Origin of the sequence: Psychrobacter sp. AT9 (genome assembly GCF_047272965.1) — a bacterium.
In the GTDB taxonomy this organism is placed as follows: Bacteria; Pseudomonadota; Gammaproteobacteria; order Pseudomonadales; family Moraxellaceae; genus Psychrobacter; species Psychrobacter glaciei.
The window spans coordinates 2,543,101-2,569,147 of sequence record NZ_JBKOTW010000001.1 but is presented as its reverse complement, the minus strand read 5'-3'; the positions used below and the strand labels follow the sequence as shown (position 1 = coordinate 2,569,147).

Sequence of the window (26,047 nt, the reverse complement as noted above, 5' to 3'; positions counted from 1 at the left end):
TATTTTTTTCTTTGTAATAGAATAATAAACATGGGTATACAATTTGTTAATGATATATCTGAATTTTTTCAACATAAAAAATACCAGTTTCAAGCCTAGAGCAAGGTTGCCTTTTTTGCAGTAAATACATTTAGATCTTGTCGTCTTACATCAGTTCTCTTCATAGATAAAGGAATATTTATTATGAACCGTAATTATAAAGTTATTTGGAATAAATCACTGGGATGCTTTACTGCAGTTGCAGAATATGCAAAGAGCCGTGGCAAGTCTTCCAACTCCGCTGTAAGCTCTACTTCTAGCGCATCAGCCGCTGTATCGACAGGGGCACGATTGCTGCGCTTGAGTAGTCTCACGGTGGCACTGGCCGCGACAGGGCTCACGCTGTCAACGCAGGTACTAGCTGAAACAGGGACACTTGGGGGAGTAGGAGATGGTACAGCGATATCTGTCTGTACAGGAATACCAGTTGACGGAGTCGTTAATACTGATAATGCAGCCAATGCAGTTACTCCAAACTCAATCGCGATCGGTTGTAATACAAGCACAGGTGATAGGGATTTCAATCTTCTCGATGCAGGAAACCCTAATAATGGTGATGCAGGAGACCCAAATAATCCTGGAGCTAGTAACCCTGGCGGCGTTCTTTACTCTAGTGCAAACTCAGATACTGTTAGTTCTTCAACCGTAGTCGGTAGCAATGCAGCTGCTACTGGTAATTTATCAACGGCTTATGGTAGTCAGGCAAGAGCTATTGGTGGGTCTTCTGTCGCTTTAGGCGTAGCGGCTGTTGCTACTGCTGATGGCGCTATCGCTACAGGGCTACAGTCTGCAGCAACAGGTCGATTCTCACAAGCGAGTGGTGTGGTTTCTTCCGCTACTGGAGATGGCTCTACGGCCATTGGTCACTCCTCCAATGCTTCCGGTTATCGTAGTATCGCTATTGGTGCTACAGACTTAAATAATGATCCTTTGGGCTATGGTGGTTATGGCTATAACGAAGCAGACGCTACCAGAGCCACTGCTGATAATACGATCGCTTTTGGTGGTGGTGCAAAAGCTACCGCTGATCAAGCAGTTGCTATTGGTCTAAATGCTGAAGCTAACGGTGTCAATAGTGTTGCTTTGGGTCAAAACTCCACGATTGCCAACGATGCTCCTGATTCAGTAGCGATGGGTAGCCAAAACACTGTTAATGCTACCAATAATGTAACAAATCAGCAAATTGGTGATCGAAGAGGTGCGGTTGATCCTGTTTTTGCATACCCTACTGGTACGACGGTAAATACGGCTAAGTCAGTTGCTATTGGTAATTCAAACTCGACGGGTTTGGGTGGCGGTGTTTCAATGGGTAATAATAACCAAGTAACCAGTGATTTTCATGGTATTGCACTTGGTCAAGGTAACCTTACAAGTGGTAGTTATGGAGTAGGCTTGGGTGTTGGTAACTTGGCTAGCGATACTTCGTCAGTAGCTTTAGGAACATCTAACCGATCAACTGGTAACAGCTCGGTTGCCATTGGACGTCAGTCATACGCTTTGGCAGATTTTAGTATCGCCGCAGGTGGTACCGCGACGGTTGGAACAGGGGCAACTAATGGTATTGCGTTAGGTACCAGTTCTAACGTTGCAGCAGCAGGCGTCAACAGTATTGCAATTGGGACCAATTCCAATGCAGGCGATGTTAACTCTGTGGCAATAGGCTCAGGCAGTCAGGCTACAGGTTCGTCTACTATCAGTATAGGTACAGGCAACATCGTCTCAGGCAATAACTCAGGTGCTATTGGTGATCCTAGCACTATCACGGGGACAGGTAGCTACTCACTAGGTAACGATAATACCATCGATGCTGACAATGCATTTGCTATTGGTAATAACATCAGTATTGCAGCAGGGCTGGATGGGGCAGTAGGTATCGGTAATAATACTACTGTGGCTGAGTCTACCGTCGCAAGCTTTGTTCCGACAGGAGCAACCGTCGTAGGAACAGCAGTAGGCAGTAATGTTGTCAGTATCGGTGATGCAGGCAGTGAACGTCGGCTAACCAACGTTGCTGCAGGCGGCGCTGATACCGATGCTGTCAACGTCAGCCAATTGGAAGGGTTGAGTACTACGGTTGATGACAACACCACTCGCTCAACTGGTAACTTAGCTGCCTTAGGTGGCAATGCCGCTTATGATGCAGCAACTGATACCTACACCGCACCAACTTACACCTTAGATAATGGTGCCAACACAAATACCACTGCAGACTTCGATAACGTTGGTGACGCATTAGGCAACCTAGATGGCCGTACCGCAACCAACACAAGTGACATCGCTAACATTCAAACACAGTCGAATATAGGCTTTAACATCAGTGCTGCAGGTGGTGCCGATGACAACGTTCAATTGGGCGAGACTGTTGACTTCACTAACACTGATGGCAACCTTGTCGTAACCAACGATGTTGACAACGGTATCAACTACGACCTTGCTGAGAACATTGACCTAGGCATCAACGGCAGCGTTACCACTGGTGACACTGTGGTCAACAATGCAGGGGTTGCTATTGATGACGGTGCAGGCAACACCAACGTAAGCACTGCCACAGGCAACATCATCGACGACGACGCAGGCAATGTCACCACCTTAACGGGTGCAGGCACCAGCGTCACTGACGGTGTTAACACCAGCAACTATGGCGCAGAAGGCTTCACCGCAACGGACGGCACCACCAGTACCGTCTTTAATCAAGCAGGCATTACCTTCTTAGATGCCACAGACACACCAGTTGGTCCTAGCATCACAGCCACAGGTATCGATGCGGGTGACACGGTTATTACAAGCGTATCAGATGGCAGTCTAGCTGACGGCTCAACCGACGCCATCAATGGCAGTCAGTTGAACACAGCAGCGGATTCTATAGCGGCTAACTTAGGTGGTGGATCAGCCTTTGACCCTGCGACAGGAGAAGTGACCGCACCAACTTACACCTTAGATAACGGTACCAACACAAATACCACTGCAGCCTTCGACAACGTTGGAGATGCACTTGGCAACCTAGACGGCCGTACCACCATCAACACAGGCGACATTGCTGACATCCAAGCACAGTCGAACCTAGGCTTTAACGTCAGTGCTGCAGGTGGTGCTGATGACAACGTTCAATTGGGCGAGACTGTTGACTTCACTAACACTGATGGCAACCTTGTCGTAACCAACGATGTTGACAACGGTATCAACTACGACCTTGCTGAGAACATTGACCTAGGCGTTAACGGCAGCGTCACTACTGGTGACACTGTGGTCAACAACGCAGGGGTTGCTATTGATGACGGTGCAGGCAACACCAACGTAAGCACTGCCACAGGCAACATCATCGACGACGACGCAGGCAATGTCACCACCTTAACGGGTGCAGGCACTAGCGTCACTGACGGTGTTAACACCAGCAACTATGGCGCAGAAGGCTTCACCGCAACGGACGCAGCTGGCAACAACGGCATCTCAGTCAATCAAGGCGGCATCAGCTTCATTGATGGCGCAGGTGCACCAGTTGGTCCTAGCATCACAGCCACAGGTATCGATGCAGGTGACACGGTTATTACCAGCGTCGCAAGCGGCAGTCTAGCTGACAGCTCAACCGACGCCATCAATGGCAGTCAGTTGAACACAGCAGCGGACTCTATAGCAGCTAACTTAGGTGGTGGATCAGCCTTTGACCCTGCGACAGGAGAAGTGACCGCACCAACTTACACCTTAGATAACGGTACCAACACAAATACCACTGCAGCCTTCGACAACGTTGGAGATGCACTTGGCAACCTAGACGGCCGTACCACCATCAACACAGGCGACATTGCTGACATCCAAGCACAGTCGAACCTAGGCTTTAACGTCAGTGCTGCAGGTGGTGCTGATGACAACGTTCAATTGGGCGAGACTGTTGACTTCACTAACACTGATGGCAACCTTGTCGTAACCAACGATGTTGACAACGGTATCAACTACGACCTTGCTGAGAACATTGACCTAGGCGTTAACGGCAGCGTCACCACGGGTGACACTGTGGTCAACAATGCAGGGGTTGCTATTGATGACGGTGCAGGCAACACCAACGTAAGCACTGCCACAGGCAACATCATCGACGACGACGCAGGCAATGTCACCACCTTAACGGGTGCAGGCACTAGCGTCACTGACGGTGTTAACACCAGCAACTATGGCGCAGAAGGCTTCACCGCAACGGACGCAGCTGGCAACAACGGCATCTCAGTCAATCAAGGCGGCATCAGCTTCATTGATGGCGCAGGTGCACCAGTTGGTCCTAGCATCACAGCCACAGGTATCGATGCAGGTGACACGGTTATTACCAGCGTCGCAAGCGGCGGTGACGTGACCGACGCGGCCAATGCAACCAACGGCGTTAATGCTGGTGACGTAAATACAGCAATCAATGGCGTCACAGCAGCTGGTCTTAACTTCGCAGGCGACAGTGGTACAGATGTCAACCGTCCACTAGGTTCAACACTAGACATCACAGGCGGATCAACCGCCACCTTAACCGCTGGTAACATCGGCGTGGTTGCCAATGGTACAGACGGTCTAAGCATCCAACTGGCAGAAGCAGTTGACCTAGGCGTTAACGGCAGCGTCACCACGGGTGACACTGTGGTCAACAATGCAGGGGTTGCTATTGATGACGGTGCAGGCAACACCAACGTAAGCACTGCCACAGGCAACATCATCGACGACGACGCAGGCAATGTCACCACCTTAACGGGTGCAGGCACCAGCGTCACTGACGGCACGAACACCAGCAACTATGGCGCAGAAGGCTTTAGCGCAACGGACGCAGCTGGCAACAACGGCATCTCAGTCAATCAAGGCGGCATCAGCTTCATTGATGGCGCAGGCGCACCGACAGGTCCAAGTGTGACCGCAGCTGGCTTCAATGCAGGCAACACGGTCATTACCAACGTAGCAAGCGGCGGCGACGTGACCGACGCGGCCAATGCAACCAACGGCGTTAATGCTGGTGACGTAAATACAGCAATCAATGGCGTCACAGCAGCTGGTCTTAACTTCGCAGGCGACAGTGGTACAGATGTCAACCGTCCACTAGGTTCAACACTAGACATCACAGGCGGATCAACCGCCACCTTAACCGCTGGTAACATCGGCGTGGTTGCCAATGGTACAGACGGTCTAAGCATCCAACTGGCAGAAGCAGTTGACCTAGGCGTTAACGGCAGCGTCACCACGGGTGACACTGTGGTCAACAATGCAGGGGTTGCTATTGATGACGGTGCAGGCAACACCAACGTAAGCACTGCCACAGGCAACATCATCGACGACGACGCAGGCAATGTCACCACCTTAACGGGTGCAGGCACTAGCGTCACTGACGGCACGAACACCAGCAACTATGGCGCAGAAGGCTTTAGCGCAACGGACGGCACCACCAGTACCGTCTTTAATCAAGCAGGCATTACCTTCTTAGATGCCACAGACACACCAGTTGGTCCTAGCATCACAGCCACAGGTATCGATGCGGGTGACACGGTTATTACAAGCGTATCAGATGGCAGTTTGGCTGATGGCTCAACCGACGCCATCAACGGCAGTCAGTTGAACACAGCAGCGGATTCTATAGCGGCTAACTTAGGTGGTGGATCAGCCTTTGACCCTGCGACAGGAGAAGTGACCGCACCAACTTATACCTTAGATAACGGTACCAACACAAATACCACTGCAGCCTTCGACAACGTTGGAGATGCACTTGGCAACCTAGATGGCCGTACCACCATCAACACAGGCGACATTGCTGACATCCAAGCACAGTCGAACCTAGGCTTTAACGTCAGTGCTGCAGGTGGTGCTGATGACAACGTTCAATTGGGCGAGACTGTTGACTTCACTAACACTGATGGCAACCTTGTCGTAACCAACGATGTTGACAACGGTATCAACTACGACCTTGCTGAGAACATTGACCTAGGCGTTAACGGCAGCGTCACCACGGGTGACACTGTGGTCAACAATGCGGGGGTTGCTATTGATGACGGTGCAGGCAACACCAACGTAAGCACTGCCACAGGCAACATCATCGACGACGACGCAGGCAATGTCACCACCTTAACGGGTGCAGGCACCAGCGTCACTGACGGCACGAACACCAGCAACTATGGCGCAGAAGGCTTTAGCGCAACGGACGCAGCTGGCAACAACGGCATCTCAGTCAATCAAGGCGGCATCAGCTTCATTGATGGCGCAGGCGCACCGACAGGTCCAAGTGTGACCGCAGCTGGCTTCAATGCAGGCAACACGGTCATTACCAACGTAGCAAGCGGCGGCGACGTGACCGACGCGGCCAATGCAACCAACGGCGTTAATGCTGGTGACGTAAATACAGCAATCAATGGCGTCACAGCAGCTGGTCTTAACTTCGCAGGCGACAGTGGTACAGATGTCAACCGTCCACTAGGTTCAACACTAGACATCACAGGCGGATCAACCGCCACCTTAACCGCTGGTAACATCGGCGTGGTTGCCAATGGTACAGACGGTCTAAGCATCCAACTGGCAGAAGCAGTTGACCTAGGCGTTAACGGCAGCGTCACCACGGGTGACACTGTGGTCAACAACGCAGGGGTTGCTATTGATGACGGTGCAGGCAACGCAACCACCATCACCACAGGCGGCACCAATGTTGTAGACACAGCTGGCAACAGCGCTGACTACACCGCTATCGGCTCAACCTTAGATGACGGTGCAGGCAACACCAACGTAAGCACTGCCACAGGCAACATCATCGACGACGACGCAGGCAATGTCACCACCTTAACGGGTGCAGGCACCAGCGTCACTGACGGTGTTAACACCAGCAACTATGGCGCAGAAGGCTTTAGCGCAACGGACGCGGCTGGCAACAACGGCATCTCAGTCAATCAAGGCGGCATCAGCTTCATTGATGGCGCAGGTGCACCGACAGGTCCAAGTGTGACCGCAGCTGGCTTCAATGCAGGCAACACGGTCATTACCAACGTAGCAAGCGGCGGCGACGTGACCGACGCGGCCAATGCAACCAACGGCGTTAATGCTGGTGACGTAAATACAGCAATCAATGGCGTCACAGCAGCTGGTCTTAACTTCGCAGGCGACAGTGGTACAGATGTCAACCGTCCACTAGGTTCAACACTAGACATCACAGGCGGATCAACCGCCACCTTAACCGCTGGTAACATCGGCGTGGTTGCCAATGGTACAGACGGTCTAAGCATCCAACTGGCAGAAGCAGTTGACCTAGGCGTTAACGGCAGCGTCACCACGGGTGACACTGTGGTCAACAACGCAGGGGTTGCTATTGATGACGGTGCAGGCAACGCAACCACCATCACCACAGGCGGCACCAATGTTGTAGACACAGCTGGCAACAGCGCTGACTACACCGCTATCGGCTCAACCTTAGATGACGGTGCAGGCAACACCAACGTAAGCACTGCCACAGGCAACATCATCGACGACGACGCAGGCAATGTCACCACCTTAACGGGTGCAGGCACCAGCGTCACTGACGGTGTTAACACCAGCAACTATGGCGCAGAAGGCTTCACCGCAACGGACGGCACCACCAGTACCGTCTTTAACCAAGCAGGCATTACCTTCTTAGATGCCACAGACACACCAGTTGGTCCTAGCATCACAGCCACAGGTATCGATGCACGTGACACGGTTATTACAAGCGTATCAGATGGCAGTTTGGCTGATGGCTCAACCGACGCCATCAACGGCAGTCAGTTGAACACAGCAGCGGATTCTATAGCGGCTAACTTAGGTGGTGGATCAGCCTTTGACCCTGCGACAGGAGAAGTGACCGCACCGACGTACACCTTAGATAACGGTACCAACACAAATACCACTGCAGCCTTCGACAACGTTGGAGATGCACTTGGCAACCTAGATGGCCGTACCACCATCAACACAGGCGACATTGCTGACATCCAAGCACAGTCGAACCTAGGCTTTAACGTCAGTGCTGCAGGTGGTGCTGATGACAACGTTCAATTGGGCGAGACTGTTGACTTCACTAACACTGATGGCAACCTTGTCGTAACCAACGATGTTGACAACGGTATCAACTACGACCTTGCTGAGAACATTGACCTAGGCGTTAACGGCAGCGTCACCACGGGTGACACTGTGGTCAACAATGCAGGGGTTGCTATTGATGACGGTGCAGGCAACACCAACGTAAGCACTGCCACAGGCAACATCATCGACGACGACGCAGGCAATGTCACCACCTTAACGGGTGCAGGCACCAGCGTCACTGACGGCACGAACACCAGCAACTATGGCGCAGAAGGCTTTAGCGCAACGGACGCAGCTGGCAACAACGGCATCTCAGTCAATCAAGGCGGCATCAGCTTCATTGATGGCGCAGGCGCACCGACAGGTCCAAGTGTGACCGCAGCTGGCTTCAATGCAGGCAACACGGTCATTACCAACGTAGCAAGCGGCGGCGACGTGACCGACGCGGCCAATGCAACCAACGGCGTTAATGCTGGTGACGTAAATACAGCAATCAATGGCGTCACAGCAGCTGGTCTTAACTTCGCAGGCGACAGTGGTACAGATGTCAACCGTCCACTAGGTTCAACACTAGACATCACAGGCGGATCAACCGCCACCTTAACCGCTGGTAACATCGGCGTGGTTGCCAATGGTACAGACGGTCTAAGCATCCAACTGGCAGAAGCAGTTGACCTAGGCGTTAACGGCAGCGTCACCACGGGTGACACTGTGGTCAACAATGCAGGGGTTGCTATTGATGACGGTGCAGGCAACACCAACGTAAGCACTGCCACAGGCAACATCATCGACGACGACGCAGGCAATGTCACCACCTTAACGGGTGCAGGCACTAGCGTCACTGACGGCACGAACACCAGCAACTATGGCGCAGAAGGCTTTAGCGCAACGGACGGCACCACCAGTACCGTCTTTAATCAAGCAGGCATTACCTTCTTAGATGCCACAGACACACCAGTTGGTCCTAGCATCACAGCCACAGGTATCGATGCGGGTGACACGGTTATTACAAGCGTATCAGATGGCAGTTTGGCTGATGGCTCAACCGACGCCATCAACGGCAGTCAGTTGAACACAGCAGCGGATTCTATAGCGGCTAACTTAGGTGGTGGATCAGCCTTTGACCCTGCGACAGGAGAAGTGACCGCACCAACTTATACCTTAGATAACGGTACCAACACAAATACCACTGCAGCCTTCGACAACGTTGGAGATGCACTTGGCAACCTAGATGGCCGTACCACCATCAACACAGGCGACATTGCTGACATCCAAGCACAGTCGAACCTAGGCTTTAACGTCAGTGCTGCAGGTGGTGCTGATGACAACGTTCAATTGGGCGAGACTGTTGACTTCACTAACACTGATGGCAACCTTGTCGTAACCAACGATGTTGACAACGGTATCAACTACGACCTTGCTGAGAACATTGACCTAGGCGTTAACGGCAGCGTCACCACGGGTGACACTGTGGTCAACAATGCGGGGGTTGCTATTGATGACGGTGCAGGCAACACCAACGTAAGCACTGCCACAGGCAACATCATCGACGACGACGCAGGCAATGTCACCACCTTAACGGGTGCAGGCACCAGCGTCACTGACGGTGTTAACACCAGCAACTATGGCGCAGAAGGCTTTAGCGCAACGGACGCGGCTGGCAACAACGGCATCTCAGTCAATCAAGGCGGCATCAGCTTCATTGATGGCGCAGGTGCACCGACAGGTCCAAGTGTGACCGCAGCTGGCTTCAATGCAGGCAACACGGTCATTACCAACGTAGCAAGCGGCGGCGACGTGACCGACGCGGCCAATGCAACCAACGGCGTTAATGCTGGTGACGTAAATACAGCAATCAATGGCGTCACAGCAGCTGGTCTTAACTTCGCAGGCGACAGTGGTACAGATGTCAACCGTCCACTAGGTTCAACACTAGACATCACAGGCGGATCAACCGCCACCTTAACCGCTGGTAACATCGGCGTGGTTGCCAATGGTACAGACGGTCTAAGCATCCAACTGGCAGAAGCAGTTGACCTAGGCGTTAACGGCAGCGTCACCACGGGTGACACTGTGGTCAACAACGCAGGGGTTGCTATTGATGACGGTGCAGGCAACGCAACCACCATCACCACAGGCGGCACCAATGTTGTAGACACAGCTGGCAACAGCGCTGACTACACCGCTATCGGCTCAACCTTAGATGACGGTGCAGGCAACACCAACGTAAGCACTGCCACAGGCAACATCATCGACGACGACGCAGGCAATGTCACCACCTTAACGGGTGCAGGCACCAACGTCACTGACGGCACGAACACCAGCAACTATGGCGCAGAAGGCTTTAGCGCAACGGATGCGGCTGGCAACAACGGCATCTCAGTCAATCAAGGCGGCATCAGCTTCATTGATGGCGCAGGTGCACCGACAGGTCCAAGTGTGACCGCAGCTGGCTTCAATGCAGGCAACACGGTCATTACCAACGTAGCAAGCGGCGGCGACGTGACCGACGCGGCCAATGCAACCAACGGCGTTAATGCTGGTGACGTAAATACAGCAATCAATGGCGTCACAGCAGCTGGTCTTAACTTCGCAGGCGACAGTGGTACAGATGTCAACCGTCCACTAGGTTCAACACTAGACATCACAGGCGGATCAACCGCCACCTTAACCGCTGGTAACATCGGCGTGGTTGCCAATGGTACAGACGGTCTAAGCATCCAACTGGCAGAAGCAGTTGACCTAGGCGTTAACGGCAGCGTCACCACGGGTGACACTGTGGTCAACAACGCAGGGGTTGCTATTGATGACGGTGCAGGCAACGCAACCACCATCACCACAGGCGGCACCAATGTTGTAGACACAGCTGGCAACAGCGCTGACTACACCGCTATCGGCTCAACCTTAGATGACGGTGCAGGCAACACCAACGTAAGCACTGCCACAGGCAACATCATCGACGACGACGCAGGCAATGTCACCACCTTAACGGGTGCAGGCACCAGCGTCACTGACGGCACGAACACCAGCAACTATGGCGCAGAAGGCTTTAGCGCAACGGACGCAGCTGGCAACAACGGCATCTCAGTCAATCAAGGCGGCATCAGCTTCATTGATGGCGCAGGCGCACCGACAGGTCCAAGTGTGACCGCAGCTGGCTTCAATGCAGGCAACACGGTCATTACCAACGTAGCAAGCGGCGGCGACGTGACCGACGCGGCCAATGCAACCAACGGCGTTAATGCTGGTGACGTAAATACAGCAATCAATGGCGTCACAGCAGCTGGTCTTAACTTCGCAGGCGACAGTGGTACAGATGTCAACCGTCCACTAGGTTCAACACTAGACATCACAGGCGGATCAACCGCCACCTTAACCGCTGGTAACATCGGCGTGGTTGCCAATGGTACAGACGGTCTAAGCATCCAACTGGCAGAAGCAGTTGACCTAGGCGTTAACGGCAGCGTCACCACGGGTGACACTGTGGTCAACAACGCAGGGGTTGCTATTGATGACGGTGCAGGCAACGCAACCACCATCACCACAGGCGGCACCAATGTTGTAGACACAGCTGGCAACAGCGCTGACTACACCGCTATCGGCTCAACCTTAGATGACGGTGCAGGCAACACCAACGTAAGCACTGCCACAGGCAACATCATCGACGACGACGCAGGCAATGTCACCACCTTAACGGGTGCAGGCACCAGCGTCACTGACGGCACGAACACCAGCAACTATGGCGCAGAAGGCTTTAGCGCAACGGACGCAGCTGGCAACAACGGCATCTCAGTCAATCAAGGCGGCATCAGCTTCATTGATGGCGCAGGCGCACCGACAGGTCCAAGTGTGACCGCAGCTGGCTTCAATGCAGGCAACACGGTCATTACCAACGTAGCAAGCGGCGGCGACGTGACCGACGCGGCCAATGCAACCAACGGCGTTAATGCTGGTGACGTAAATACAGCAATCAATGGCGTCACAGCAGCTGGTCTTAACTTCGCAGGCGACAGTGGTACAGATGTCAACCGTCCACTAGGTTCAACACTAGACATCACAGGCGGATCAACCGCCACCTTAACCGCTGGTAACATCGGCGTGGTTGCCAATGGTACAGACGGTCTAAGCATCCAACTGGCAGAAGCAGTTGACCTAGGCGTTAACGGCAGCGTCACCACGGGTGACACTGTGGTCAACAACGCAGGGGTTGCTATTGATGACGGTGCAGGCAACGCAACCACCATCACCACAGGCGGCACCAATGTTGTAGACACAGCTGGCAACAGCGCTGACTACACCGCTATCGGCTCAACCTTAGATGACGGTGCAGGCAACACCAACGTAAGCACTGCCACAGGCAACATCATCGACGACGACGCAGGCAATGTCACCACCTTAACGGGTGCAGGCACCAACGTCACTGACGGTGTCAACACCAGCAACTATGGCGCAGAAGGCTTTACCGCAACGGACGGCACCACCAGTACCGTCTTTAATCAAGCAGGCATTACCTTCTTAGATGCCACAGACACACCAGTTGGTCCTAGCATCACAGCCACAGGTATCGATGCGGGTGACACGGTTATTACAAGCGTATCAGATGGCAGTTTGGCTGATGGCTCAACCGACGCCATCAACGGCTCTCAGTTGAACACAGCAGCGGATTCTATAGCGGCTAACTTAGGTGGTGGATCAGCCTTTGACCCTGCGACAGGAGAAGTGACCGCACCAACTTACACCTTAGATAACGGTACCAACACAAATACCACTGCAGCCTTCGACAACGTTGGAGATGCACTTGGCAACCTAGACGGCCGTACCACCATCAACACAGGCGACATTGCTGACATCCAAGCACAGTCGAACCTAGGCTTTAACGTCAGTGCTGCAGGTGGTGCTGATGACAACGTTCAATTGGGCGAGACTGTTGACTTCACTAACACTGATGGCAACCTTGTCGTAACCAACGATGTTGACAACGGTATCAACTACGACCTTGCTGAGAACATTGACCTAGGCGTTAACGGCAGCGTCACCACGGGTGACACTGTGGTCAACAACGCAGGCGTTGCTATTGATGACGGTGCAGGCAACGCAACCACCATCACCACAGGCGGCACCAATGTTGTAGACACAGCCGGCAACAGCGCTGACTACACCGCTATCGGCTCAACCTTAGATGACGGTGCAGGCAACACCAACGTAAGCACTGCCACAGGCAACATCATCGATGACGACGCAGGTAATGTCACCACCTTAACGGGTGCAGGCACAAACGTCACTGACGGCAATGGCAACACTGGTAACTACGGCGCTGCTAGTACAGTCTTAACGGATGACTCAGGCAACACCAATGCCAGCGCTGCCATCGGTAATGCGATATTTGACGATTCAGGAAATGCTAACTTAAGTGGTGCCATTGGTAATGCGATACTCGACGATTCAGGTAACGTTAACCTCAGTGGTGCACAAGGAAATGTAATATTCGATGACTCAGACAATGTAACCATTACCTCAGCCACAGGCACCAGCGTCACTGACGGCACGAACACCAGCAACTATGGCGCAGAAGGCTTCACCGCAACGGACGGCACCACCAGTACTGTCTTTAATCAAGCAGGCATTACCTTCTTAGATGCCACAGACACGCCAGTCGGTCCTAGCATCACAGCCACAGGTATCGATGCGGGTGACACGGTTATTACCAGCGTATCAGATGGCAGTTTGGCTGATGGCTCAACCGACGCCATCAACGGCAGTCAGTTGAACACAGCAGCGGACTCTATAGCAGCTAACTTAGGTGGTGGATCAGCCTTTGACCCTGCGACAGGAGAAGTGACCGCACCAACTTACACCTTAGATAACGGTACCAACACAAATACCACTGCAGCCTTCGACAACGTTGGAGATGCACTTGGCAACCTAGACGGCCGTACCACCATCAACACAGGCGACATTGCTGACATCCAAGCACAGTCGAACCTAGGCTTTAACGTCAGTGCTGCAGGTGGTGCTGATGACAACGTTCAATTGGGCGAGACTGTTGACTTCACTAACACTGATGGCAACCTTGTCGTAACCAACGATGTTGACAACGGTATCAACTACGACCTTGCTGAGAACATTGACCTAGGCGTTAACGGCAGCGTCACCACGGGTGACACTGTGGTCAACAACGCAGGCGTTGCTATTGATGACGGTGCAGGCAACGCAACCACCATCACCACAGGCGGCACCAATGTTGTAGACACAGCTGGCAACAGCGCTGACTACACCGCTATCGGCTCAACCTTAGATGACGGTGCAGGCAACACCAACGTAAGCACTGCCACAGGCAACATCATCGACGACGACGCAGGCAATGTCACCACCTTAACGGGTGCAGGCACCAGCGTCACTGACGGCACGAACACCAGCAACTATGGCGCAGAAGGCTTTAGCGCAACTGATGCGGCTGGCAACAACGGCATCTCAGTCAATCAAGGCGGCATCAGCTTCATTGATGGCGCAGGTGCACCGACAGGTCCAAGTGTGACCGCAGCTGGCTTCAACGCGGGTGGCACCGTTATTACCAACGTAGCTGATGGTGTATTAGCAACAGATGCTGCAACCAAAGGCCAAGTTGATGCAGTATCTGATGGCTTAGCAGATTTAACAGCAGGTACCGTTCAATACGACACAAACCCAGACGATACTGTTAATAAAGGCAGCATTACGCTAGGTGGCGGTGCTGCTGGCACTACCATCACCAATGTAAATGGTGGCGCTATCAATGCAGGCAGTACCGATGCTATCAATGGTGGTCAGCTGTTTGACTTAGGCAATGATGTTGCTGGTATTATCGGTGGTGACGCTGCACTCGATGCTGACGGTAACCTGACAGCCAGTAATATTGGTGGTACGGGAGCAAACAATCTTAACGATGCGATTGCTGCTGTAAATAACGGTAATGCTCAGGCTAATGAAGATATTCAAGCCAATACCGATAGACTGGATACTGGATTAAGCTTTAGTGCTGACACTGGAACTAATGTCGATAAATCAATAGGGGATAGCACTGCCGTTAGCTTTGAAGGTAGTGATAACATCACCACTACTACGACTGATAGCGGTATCAAGTTCGATTTGAGTGGCAATATCAGCGTAGACAGTGTTACTGCAGATACGGTGACGACTGGCAATACCACAGTCAATACAAATGGCGTAACGATAGCTAACGGTCCAAGCATGACAACTGAAGGCATTAACGCAGGTAGTAAGACGATCACTGGTGTCGCTGACGGTGTCGAGGTCAATGATGCAGTCAATTTCGGTCAATTAAGCGCTCTAGATGGCAAGCTGAGTAACAGTGTTAACGAGTTGGGTTATAAGATTAATGAAGTAGAAGACGATGCTAATGCTGGTATCTCTGCTGCCATGGCAATGTCTTCACTACCACAAGCTTATATCCCTGGTAAGTCAATGGTAGGTGGTGGTATCGCGACCTATAATGGTCAAAGCGCAGTTGCCATTGGTTTATCAAAAGTATCTGACAATGGTCGCTGGGTAATCAAGGTAAATGGTACAGCAGATACTCAAGGAAATGCAGGCGGCGCAGTTGGTGCAGGCTTCCATTTCTAAGATAGCCACATTATTTTATGGCAGCGTTTATCTATAAATAGGCGTTGCCAACTTACTCATAAAGTATATTAAGGGATAGATAATGAAAAAATCTGTATATCGTTACGGCTTATTAGCAACAACCGCGTTGCTATTTACAGTCACTGGCTGTACCCAAAAAAACATAATGCCAACTTGGCATTTGACCCCTGGCGCTCAGCATGGCTCTGTTGATTCTAATGATTTAGTATTTCCTGATCCAAACAAGGCATGGCAAAAAGGAGGCACTATTGTCAATCGTGACGATATTGCTAAAATCGGTGTAGGTACTACCAAAGATGAAATCTATAAGCTGATTGGTACGCCTCATTTCAGCGAAGGGTTTAACGCTCGTGAATGGGATTATATTCTCAAGTTTTATGATGCCAATAACAATGTAGAGACGTGTCAATATAAAGTTATCTTTGATGATAGCTATGAAGGTAGAATGCGCGACGATGAGTTTTTTGCCACGCAGTTTTATTGGCAACCAGCTTCTTGTGCCAAGTACTCACAGTTCTAGCGCTCATCACAGTCATAAAAAGTAGTGAAGCAAGCAAGGCATTTTGTGTCTTGCTTTTTTTGGTTCAGAATTAGGCAGGATAAGACAGGTATAATACTGAGCTTTACCAGATATTGTGTTATTTTGACGCTCATTCTACAAACATCCATGTATATAGAACGAGAGCTGAGTGTCAGTTTTATTTACCAGTCTCAGGTCTGTTATCATTTTTGACAAAGGCTATTTAATGAGTCTTATAAAAAGGTTGTAAGCAATGATTAATACCAAAATATATAAATCTATTTATAAATTGGCAGAAGAATTACTAGAGGCTGACCGTATCGGTAATCAAGAAAAATTTGATGCGTTTTATGCTGAGCTAAAAGCCGTCTGTACTGATAACGAAAACACAGACAAAGATCATCCAGAGCAGTGGGAGACGTTGGCTGACTTTACAGAAGATTTGGACGAAGCACTGGTCATTTATGACAAAGCACTAGCCAAAGCTACGGCGATCAATTCAAAAGATCATCTGTCGTCGATTGCTTTTTCTATGGCGGTGTTACAGCTTGAGACAGGTAACAAAGAAGCGGCTATTCAAAGTCTACAAAATGCCAAAATCACGGCAAATAAAATCGAAGATAAAGAGTTTAAAGTTGAGATAGATGAGATGCTGACTAAGTTGTTGGGTGAGTAGTTTCAATTAAGCAGGAATGATTTTATATGCAAGACGTACCTATTGTGATTGTTGGCGGTGGCCTAAGCGGTCTGTATGCGGCATTTTTATTAGAACAAAAAGGCATCGATTATATACTGATAGAAGCTCGTGATAGATTGGGCGGGCGTATCACTGTTGCCAAGTCATCAGTAGACTTGAGTGCTAGCAGTCAAAGTGTTGATCATGAAAAATCAAACGATGGCTTTGATTTAGGGCCGTCTTGGTTTTGGCCAGAGTATCAGTCGCAATTAAGTGATTTGATTGAGGCATTAGATTTGACACGTTTCGCTCAGTTCGAAGAAGGCGACATGATGGTTGAGCGTGCTGCCAATGAGATGCCTATCCGCACGCAAGGCTATCAGAGCTCGCCACCATCTATGCGCCTCGTGGGTGGAATGACGGCTCTAACTGATGCTTTATACGCGCGCTTAGATGCCAAGCGTGTCATAACCGGTCAAATCGTAAAGCGTTTAACCAAGACTGGTCAGCATATCGAAATAGAGAGCGAAGATAGCTTTAGGTATGCGACTACGTTGCGAGCGCAGCATGTATTACTTGCGCTACCACCGCGGTTGGCGGTTAGTAATATCGTATTCGAACCTGCTTTACCGCAAGATTTAGCGATAGAGTGGCAAGAGACCGACACTTGGATGGCACCACATGCCAAGTATGTGGCCGTTTATGATTCGCCCTTTTGGCGAGATAACGGTCTTTCAGGTGCAGCACGCAGCGCGATAGGGCCGCTTACTGAGATTCACGATGCTTCTTTAATAGAAGGCAAAGGCGCTGTGTTTGGTTTCTTTGGCGTCCCTGCGCAAGTGCGCCAAAATGTTTCGGAGATGGCGCTAAAAGCGCATTGCCGTGCGCAGATGGTGCGGCTTTTCGGTACACAGGCAAACACACCAACTGCTGAATATATCAAAGACTGGGCGCAAGATCCATTTACGGCGATGCCTGCTGATGCCAGTGGCGCAGGTCAGCATGCTGTAGCCCCGCCATCAAAACCAAAGACAGGCGAGTGGCAGAACTGTCTAACTGGTTGCGGTAGCGAATGGTCAGAGGCGTTCCCTGGCTATGTCGCTGGTGCTATTGACGCGGCAAACAGAGCGGTACAAGGTTTGCCTAATGTTGTAGTGCAGTCTGGATCGTAAACAGGTGCAGGCTTTCGTTTTCTAATATGTCTGGTTTAACATAAGTTGAGACAGTATATTTCTAGAAAATAACGGGCAAATATAAGTGTAAATAAGCGTGTTCATCCGATTAACGAACACGTAGTAGGCAGTCTCGAAAGTGTTAATAAAGAGACTGATAAGGACATCTACAACGGCTACTTAATTAAGAAAAAAAGATATATTCTTTATTTCTATCAGACGAAATTAATTTTTCTAAATGTTCAGACTGACGTATACTGATGAGGCTCCATATATAAAATATGCCCACGGACGAGCACTAAAATCAATATAAGGATATTCAGATGTTAGGAAAAATGATGTATCAGCCGCTGCTCATTAGCAGCCTCATTGAGCACGCCGCCCAATATCATGGTGATACCGCTATCTTGTCAAAAGAAGTCAATGGCGAGATGACCAAGAGTGATTGGTTGACCGTCTCCAATAACTCAAAACGTTTGGCAAACGCGCTACAAGCACTGGGACTTAAGTCATCAGAGCGCATCGCCACCTTGGCATGGAACAATCGCCGTCACCTAGAAGCGTGGTACGCAATCTCGGGTAGCGGTATGATTTGCCATACTATTAATCCCCGTTTATTCCCCGAACAGCTTGCCTACATCATTAACGATGCGGAGGATCAAGCTTTATTCTTTGACATTACTTTTTTGCCACTAATTACCGCTATCAAAGAGCACATCAAAGGCATTAAGCACTTTATTTATTTGGGTGATAGAGACGAAAAAGTCTTGGAGCAGTTACCGAATGCTCTGTTCTTTGATGAGTTGCTGGCAGATAATAGCCCTGATTTTGACTGGCCGCAGTTTGATGAAAAGCTTGCAAGCTCACTCTGTTATACCTCAGGAACGACAGGCAATCCCAAAGGTATCTTGTACTCTCATCGTTCCTCAGTTCTGCATGCGATGGCTTTGTGTATGCCCGATGTGTCCTCGTTGTCTGCCCAAGATGTCTTGCTACCAGTAGTGCCGATGTTCCATGTCAACGCGTGGGGCACGCCTTATGCCGCTGCCCTGACTGGCTGCTCTTTGATACTACCCGGTCCAAATCTTGATGGTGACAGCTTAGTGTCTGTGATTGATGATTATAAAGTGACTGTGGCTTTGGGCGTACCAACTATTTGGCAAAGTCTGCTAACCGCTGCCAAAAACAGAGGCAGTAAGCTGGACAGTATGACGCGTACGATCGTCGGTGGTGCAGCATGTCCGCCATCAGTCATCAAAACCTTTAGAGAGGACTTTAACTGCGATGCGATACATGGTTGGGGCATGACGGAGACCAGTCCACTTGGCACGATGAATCAGATAAAAGCCAAGCACAAGTCGCTCAGTAAAGAAGAGATTAACGAGCTGCGTAAATCGCAAGGTCGCCCTCCTTATGGTGTCAAGATACGTCTGATGGATACGGAGCAAAAAGACAAGCCAGTCGCCGAAGATGGCGAGTCACAAGGGCGCTTACAGATTCGTGGGCATTGGGTCATTGATGATTATTTTACTGAAAATAAAGATACCATCACTGCAGATGGCTGGTTTGATACCGGTGATATCGCCACGATTGATGCTGACGGCTATATGAATATCCGTGACCGCTCAAAAGATTTGATCAAATCAGGGGGCGAGTGGATATCTTCTGTAGAATTAGAAAATATCGCTGTGGAGCATCCAGAGGTTAAGATGGCCGCAGCGATTGCGGCGACTCATAAGCAATGGGGCGAGCGTCCAGTCTTAATTGTCGTCAAAGAAGCGGACTCGGCAGTAGATGAAGCGCAGATTCTTGAGTTCTATAAAGGTAAAGTGGCCAGTTGGCAAATACCTGATAAAGTCGTCTTTGTAGATAATATCGTGCTCAACGGCGCAGGGAAAATGATGAAGAATAACTTACGTGATGAGCATGGTGATGTCTTGCTTGACTAATATAGTCAATCCACTATAAATCAGGTACGGTGGCAGGCTCATTTAGTCTACTGTTTGTAGTGCTTTAACTTGCCTTCCTTGTACCTGAATGGTCTTGAGCCAACTATAGCATCGGGGTTAATTGATTCGAGGTTCGTTCAAGGTTACATAGATATTCTTAATCATATTTTTGACGAAAAAGTCCGCCTATAAGCGGACTTTTTTAGTTTCGATATTAGTTTCGATGTCAGTTTCGCTCATACGTGCTGGCACACCGAAATTATAATACGCTCTCTGCATCCTTTTGCTTTACAACTTTATGCTGATCTTCTGTGCTATCGACTTTCCAATAACTGGATATGTATAAATGCGTTTTTGGTATTGAACGATCTACTTTAAAGTAGTGACGCAGGGCACGCATACTATGGAATTCACATGCCGCCCACACCGCAGGTCGTCCTGTCAACCAAGTAAGCGTTTTAACACGATCAAGTAATGGGCTGCTTTGTGCATTTGGATGTGCATTTATCACCCAATGAATGTCGACGTTGTCGGGTTTTTTGAGTAGTTGCTTATCTGCTTCGGTGGTAATCTCAAGGACTGCATAGCCGTGTGCGTCAGCAGGTAGCTGAGCAAGATTGACGGTAATGGCAGGTAGAGCGGTCATGTCGCCGATCAATAAAAACCAATCAGCCTCATTATTGATAAGCTTCTTTGGTCCAGGGCCGCCTATCAATATTTGCTCACCCACTTGGGCGTTGCGTGCCCATGTTGAAGCAGGGCCTTCTGTCTCATGCAAAGCAAAATCGACATCTATTTCTTCATCTCGTTGAACGCTAACGGTATAAGTGCGCACTAATGGTCGAGTCTCCTCACCTTGAGGAAACATCAGTTTGATATAAGCACTTTCTTGGTCTACTGGAAAATCAGTCAGTCCAGCACCACCAAGTGTGACGCGGCACATATGTGGAGTGAGGCATTTACTGCGAACAACCTCTAGCATTCTTGGGGTGGGTTTTGCCATATTAATACTTTCCTTCATTTAACTGATTGGTTGTATATCAAAAAGTATGATGATTATAATTTAAACAACTTTTGATGATTTGAAAGCCCTTTAGAATCAGAGCATTGCTTGCTTGTTGATTTTTATTGGTAGCATGCTTTTTAAAACAACACTGAATATAAAAAGTTCGATGGCTAAGGTTTAAATAATAATGATAATCATTAACATGTGTATATTACGCTAATTGGTACTTATGTCAATTGGGTTGTAAGTGTTTGGTCGTTGGTCTTGATCATTTTCTTCTCATACTTGAGTAAAAGTGCTATTAGATAGCAGATGAAGCAGATGAAGTTTTGATGTTCTTAAAGGCAACAGGCCCTAATATAGATACGGCTTATAATGTGAATTATGCTATAAATGATGATGGAGATAATCAGGCAACTGTTTTTGATTAGCGTCTCTTAAATGAGAAAGGCTAAACGTCGGCAGTAAGCACACTTAAAACCAAGGAGTAGGTATGTCTGCAAGCAAACAAGAAATCGTCGCTTTTATAGAGGCGGAGTTTCCGCAAACCAAATGTAGGGTCGAGTCAGTAGATGAGAAGGGTTCGACCTTATCGCACGAGATAGGTATCAATGAGCTGCGACCTGGGGGCACGGTCTCTGGGCCAGTATTGATGAGTGTCGCTGATGTGGCCATCTATGTGGCAATATTGGGAAAAATCGGTATTGTACCGTTGACTGTGACAACGAGCTTAACCATCAACTTTTTGCGTAAACCCTCAGCAGATGCCCGTATCATCGCCGAGTGCACGTTAATGAAAGTAGGGCGCACATTAATCGTGGGCGAGGTTTCGCTTTACTCAGAAGGCTCTAGCGACTTGGTCGCCCATGTGGTTGGCACTTATTCTGTACCACCACAACCGAGACAGACGACCTTATAGCAATCTATATTATGTGGCTATATTATTTAACCATGTTATTGACTGAGTTTCTGACTAAGGCAAGTGGTAAATCCAAGAGATAAACCATAGATAAATCAAAGGCTTAGATAAATTAACAGACACAAAAAAACCTCAAGTAAACTAATACTTGAGGCGAAACCTGCTTAAACTTTACAGTTTAAATTCGTTTTAAATATGGCGCAGCGGACGGGACTCGAACCCGCGACCTCCGGCGTGACAGGCCGGCATTCTAACCAACTGAACTACCGCTGCTTAGGTCGTTTTTAGCATCTTACTCATATAAATAGAGCCCACTTTGCTAAAAGAGTGGTGGGTGATGACGGATTCGAACCGCCGACATTCTGCGTGTAAGGCAGACGCTCTACCAACTGAGCTAATCACCCTGAGAAGCGTTAGCTTCGCAAGTTAAAATTCCTTAAAAGGAATCTTATAGAAATTCCAACATTTAAAGTTGTCACACTCTAAATTAATAAAAATTCTAACAACATAGAACTCAATTAAGTCCCCTTGCTGTGGGTGTGTATTATATAGATTTACATATGCCTGTCAAACGTTATTTCATATTTTTTATAAATTAATGATTATCTTTCTTTTACGTCAGCGACATTAAGACTTGTTCAGCCCATATGGTGGGTACATAGTTACCTATTGTGTGTGCGCCAAAAGCTACTATACTGATAATGCTTTGTGGCACGTGCAGGTATTGGATAATTTGATTTGTATTAATTGACTGATTGGTTGATGGAGGCAGGTATAGACACTTTTGCTATTGAAAAGTACTTTACGACATGGTCATTGGGTGACTTTGCAGAATTGGGGCTGATATTACATGTCGTGCTCATGATACTCATGACATTACGAATTGTATCGGTACAGCGCAATATTGGCGTATCGATCGCTTGGGTTGCTGTGCTCTATACCTTGCCTGTCGTAGGATTAATTGCCTACATACTGCTCGGTGAGCCAATGATCGGACGTCGCTATCGTGAACGCATGGATCAAGCCAGCCTGCTGATGAATGAGATGGCAAAGCGGGAGCATTTGGTCTTTGATAAAGGGCAAGATTTGTTGCCTGATAACTATCGCGGTGTCAGCCAAATAGGGACGCGCTGGACAGGGTTCGGGGTGTTTCCCGATCACCAGATGCAGCTACTAACCGCGCCCAGTGCTATATTTAAGCGTTTGATCGATGATATTGAGTCAGCAAAGAGTATCATCTTGATGGAGTTTTATATCATCTATCCGAAGGGGCAGGTAGTAGAGGTGATAGAGGCGTTGGTCGCTGCCGTACAGCGCGGGGTTGAGTGTCATATATTGGCTGATAGTGTTGGTAGTTTTAGGTTTTTTAATAGCAATGAGCATCGAATATTAGAGCAAGCAGGTGCCTTTGTTCATCAGTCGTTACCAGTAGGTTTGTTCAAGACCTTATTTAAACGTTCAGATCTGCGTAATCACCGAAAAATGGTAGTCATTGATGAATACATTGGTTATATCGGTAGCTTTAACTTGGTCGATCCTAAGTTTTTTAAAAAAAATAAAAATGTCGGACAATGGATCGATGTGGCGATACGCAGTGTGAGCCACCGTACCATCAGTATAGCGACGGCGATGGCAAAAGTTGTGGTCACCGATATCGGCGCTGAAAATAACAACAATCTAGACGAGCTCAACCAGCGAATCAATAACTATACCCGTAAGCTATATGTGATGGATCCGACTATCAATGACATCAACAGTCGGGTAAAATTTTTGGGTGATAGTATCGATGCTGATGAGCCGCTACATACTGGCTCAATGTCGATAGTCATACCACAGATGCCTGTAATAGAAGGCGTGATCGCGCAGTTGATACCTTCGGCACCGCAGGTAACAGCGCATGTTATTTATAATACCTTGGTGACGGTTATTCATCGCGCCAATAAACGCATTTGTATTACCACGCCATACTTCGTACCCGATGAGGCGCTATCAAGTGCGCTGACGATAGCGGCTAAGCGCGGGGTAGAGGTGACGATTATCGTTCCCGAAAAGGTCGATTCGTTTTTAGTGCAGCATGCGTCACAAGCGTATTATGAAGAGTTATTGCAGGCGGGCGTCACTATTGCCTTATTTAAGGGCGGGCTGCTACATGCTAAAACCGTGGTGATCGATGATGATTATTGTCTGTTTGGTACGGTAAATATTGATATGCGCAGTTTTTATCTCAATATGGAAGTCAGCTTGGCGATTTATACCCCTGAAATGGTCGCTCAAATTGCTAACTGTCAAGAGACTTATCTACAAAGCTGTCATTTTTTAACGTTAGCAGAATGGCAGCAGCGCGCAGGCTATGAGCGTTTGTTTGATAATGTGGTACGCTTGTTTAGTCCTTTATTGTAGCGGTTTATTGTAGCTATTTGAATTTTAGGCTAAGGTAAACTATCTACACATTGTCTTACTGTCGCCATCATAACGATTTCATCCTATTCATTACCTACTTAACTGTAAAAGGACACGCTGGTCTTATGTCTGCATCGCCTCTAACACCACTGGATTATATCGCCGCAGGCTATTGGCAAGATTTCTTAGCGGGACGCCCTATCGCAGGTGGTATTGCCTATGAAGCGGAGTTGCGTGATTGCACTTTGGATGAGTCGCTATCGAGCTTACAGCGGGTAGATACTTTGCTATCGCAGATACGCCGTGATCTGATTAAAACGGGTAACTGGGATGAAGATGCGCTGTTAACGGATGAACGCTATCGTAATCTTATGATGTTTTTGGCATTTTATGCCGGCCAAGTATTGGCGCAGCAATGGCAAGCCACAGCGCATTGGTATGGTCAATTCGAGCTGCGTAAACGTTATCCAATATGGTCGCTGAGTACCGATGATTTTTATCAGCATATGGCAGTGTTATATAGTGAGAATAATAGTGCCAATATTAATGCCAATGCCAATATTAATGACAGTGCCAGCTTACCAATATTTTTTGCCCTAGAACCGATAGGTTTGCGCTTGTTCGGTCATGTCGATAGACCTTTTGTTGCCGTACAAGGTGGTCAAGTTGCTAGTGGCTTGTATCAAGCGGTTAGTGCCAGACTGCCAGTCGCTAATAATGATTACGTGTCTACCATTATCACTCAAGACAATAAATCTAACGTGGCTGCTCGCATGGCTCCTCAAGTAGATTTAGGCTCAAGTAACATAGAATCTAATTCTCAGACAGTGGGCACTAGCGTAGACTCTTTGATAAAGCAGAATACAACCACCACATCAGCAGATGATCTGAATAGAGCTGCTTTGAATGAAGCTACTATTTCGCAAATGATAGCCGATCCACTGGCAAATAAAGACTTATCGAATGAACAACAAGGTGAGATAAAGCCTGAGCTGTCTAAATTGGAACCGGCATTAACGCAAACTAAGTTAGCTACTTCTGTCAAACCCTCACCAACCCCAGAGATTTTTAGCCAATTACTCATAGAGTTAGATGAGATTGAACGACCGCAAACTGCAGGCAATGCTGAGTATCAGCAAGCCCGCAAAGTCTTGGATCAGTTTGAACAGCATGTTGCCAAGCAATCTAAACCGCGTGCGCAAATCAACTTTTCAGAGAGTCATTTGGCGGCAAAAAAGCAAGCGTTGTTGAAACTACAAGAGGCCGCGCATGTTGGGAATACCGCTGCTATGCTGCGTTTGGCGATGTATGAGCTACTCGGTGAAGGCTTGGTGATTGATAAAAATGCTGGTATAGAGGCAGGTGTTGAATGGGTTAAGCAAGCCGCTAGCAAAGACGACAGCCGAGCGCAGCGCTTACTCAGTAAGATGTATTACCAAGGGGTTGGTGTCTTGCAAGATATTAATAACGGTAAATATTGGTTAGAGCAAGCTGCCCAAAACGGTCACGTGGAAGCGGCCAGTTTGGTGGCACAGTGGCAGCAAGCGCAAACGTTGATAACGACACAAAAGCAAGAGCAACACAGTATTAAGCGCTATCAGCTGTTACTGGCGGTAGTGCTAGTAGTGGCGGTGTTAATATTAATTATTGTCTAAACGATTTTTGTTAGCTCATACTGCGTAAAAGCTTAT

The 26,047-nt window shown here is 48.9% G+C and carries 9 protein-coding genes and 2 tRNA genes; 8 read left to right on the top strand and 3 right to left on the bottom strand.

Features of this window, described 5'->3' with window-relative positions; genetic code table 11:
• The first annotated feature begins 183 nt into the window (after positions 1-183).
• The 5 genes from ACMFL8_RS10725 to ACMFL8_RS10705 all read left to right on the top strand — a co-directional run bounded on the left by ACMFL8_RS10725 (position 184) and on the right by ACMFL8_RS10705 (position 20,031).
• Positions 184-15,693 carry an ESPR-type extended signal peptide-containing protein gene (locus ACMFL8_RS10725; protein ID WP_413190970.1) on the top strand — a complete coding sequence of 5,170 codons (15,510 nt, stop codon included), beginning with the start codon at positions 184-186 and terminating at the stop codon, positions 15,691-15,693.
• Between the two features lie 82 nt (positions 15,694-15,775).
• On the top strand, positions 15,776-16,234 hold the full coding sequence (locus ACMFL8_RS10720; RefSeq protein ID WP_413190969.1) for an outer membrane protein assembly factor BamE: 459 nt from the start codon (positions 15,776-15,778) through the stop codon (positions 16,232-16,234).
• A gap of 253 nt (positions 16,235-16,487) precedes the next feature.
• The gene (locus tag ACMFL8_RS10715; protein ID WP_110924290.1) at positions 16,488-16,910 is read left to right on the top strand and encodes a tetratricopeptide repeat protein; all 423 of its coding nucleotides are present in this window, start codon (positions 16,488-16,490) and stop codon (positions 16,908-16,910) included.
• 26 nt (positions 16,911-16,936) lie between these two features.
• Complete coding sequence (locus tag ACMFL8_RS10710; protein ID WP_413190968.1) at positions 16,937-18,082, top strand: flavin monoamine oxidase family protein; 1,146 nt, start codon at positions 16,937-16,939, stop codon at positions 18,080-18,082.
• Between the two features lie 323 nt (positions 18,083-18,405).
• Positions 18,406-20,031, top strand: coding sequence for a long-chain-fatty-acid--CoA ligase (locus ACMFL8_RS10705; protein WP_413190967.1), 1,626 nt, complete (start codon positions 18,406-18,408; stop codon positions 20,029-20,031).
• A 259-nt stretch (positions 20,032-20,290) separates the two neighbouring features.
• On the opposite strand, the gene ACMFL8_RS10700 is transcribed toward ACMFL8_RS10705, so the two are convergent.
• Complete coding sequence (locus tag ACMFL8_RS10700) at positions 20,291-21,034, bottom strand: siderophore-interacting protein (protein WP_413190966.1); 744 nt, start codon at positions 21,032-21,034, stop codon at positions 20,291-20,293.
• 496 nt (positions 21,035-21,530) lie between these two features.
• Between ACMFL8_RS10700 and ACMFL8_RS10695 the strand changes: the two genes are divergently transcribed.
• Complete coding sequence (locus ACMFL8_RS10695; RefSeq protein WP_189580385.1) at positions 21,531-21,956, top strand: PaaI family thioesterase; 426 nt, start codon at positions 21,531-21,533, stop codon at positions 21,954-21,956.
• A 196-nt stretch (positions 21,957-22,152) separates the two neighbouring features.
• Here ACMFL8_RS10695 and ACMFL8_RS10690 read toward each other — a convergent pair.
• Positions 22,153-22,229 (bottom strand) — tRNA-Asp (locus ACMFL8_RS10690).
• Positions 22,230-22,284: 55 nt separating this feature from the next.
• Positions 22,285-22,360: transfer RNA gene (locus ACMFL8_RS10685), tRNA-Val, on the bottom strand.
• A 358-nt stretch (positions 22,361-22,718) separates the two neighbouring features.
• On the opposite strand from ACMFL8_RS10685, the gene ACMFL8_RS10680 reads away from it, so the two are divergent.
• Both ACMFL8_RS10680 and ACMFL8_RS10675 read left to right on the top strand, forming a co-directional pair.
• Positions 22,719-24,356, top strand: a complete 1,638-nt coding sequence (locus ACMFL8_RS10680; protein ID WP_413190965.1) for a cardiolipin synthase — start codon at positions 22,719-22,721, stop codon at positions 24,354-24,356.
• 125 nt (positions 24,357-24,481) lie between these two features.
• The gene (locus tag ACMFL8_RS10675; protein ID WP_413190964.1) at positions 24,482-26,011 is read left to right on the top strand and encodes a tetratricopeptide repeat protein; all 1,530 of its coding nucleotides are present in this window, start codon (positions 24,482-24,484) and stop codon (positions 26,009-26,011) included.
• The last annotated feature ends 36 nt before the right edge of the window (positions 26,012-26,047 follow it).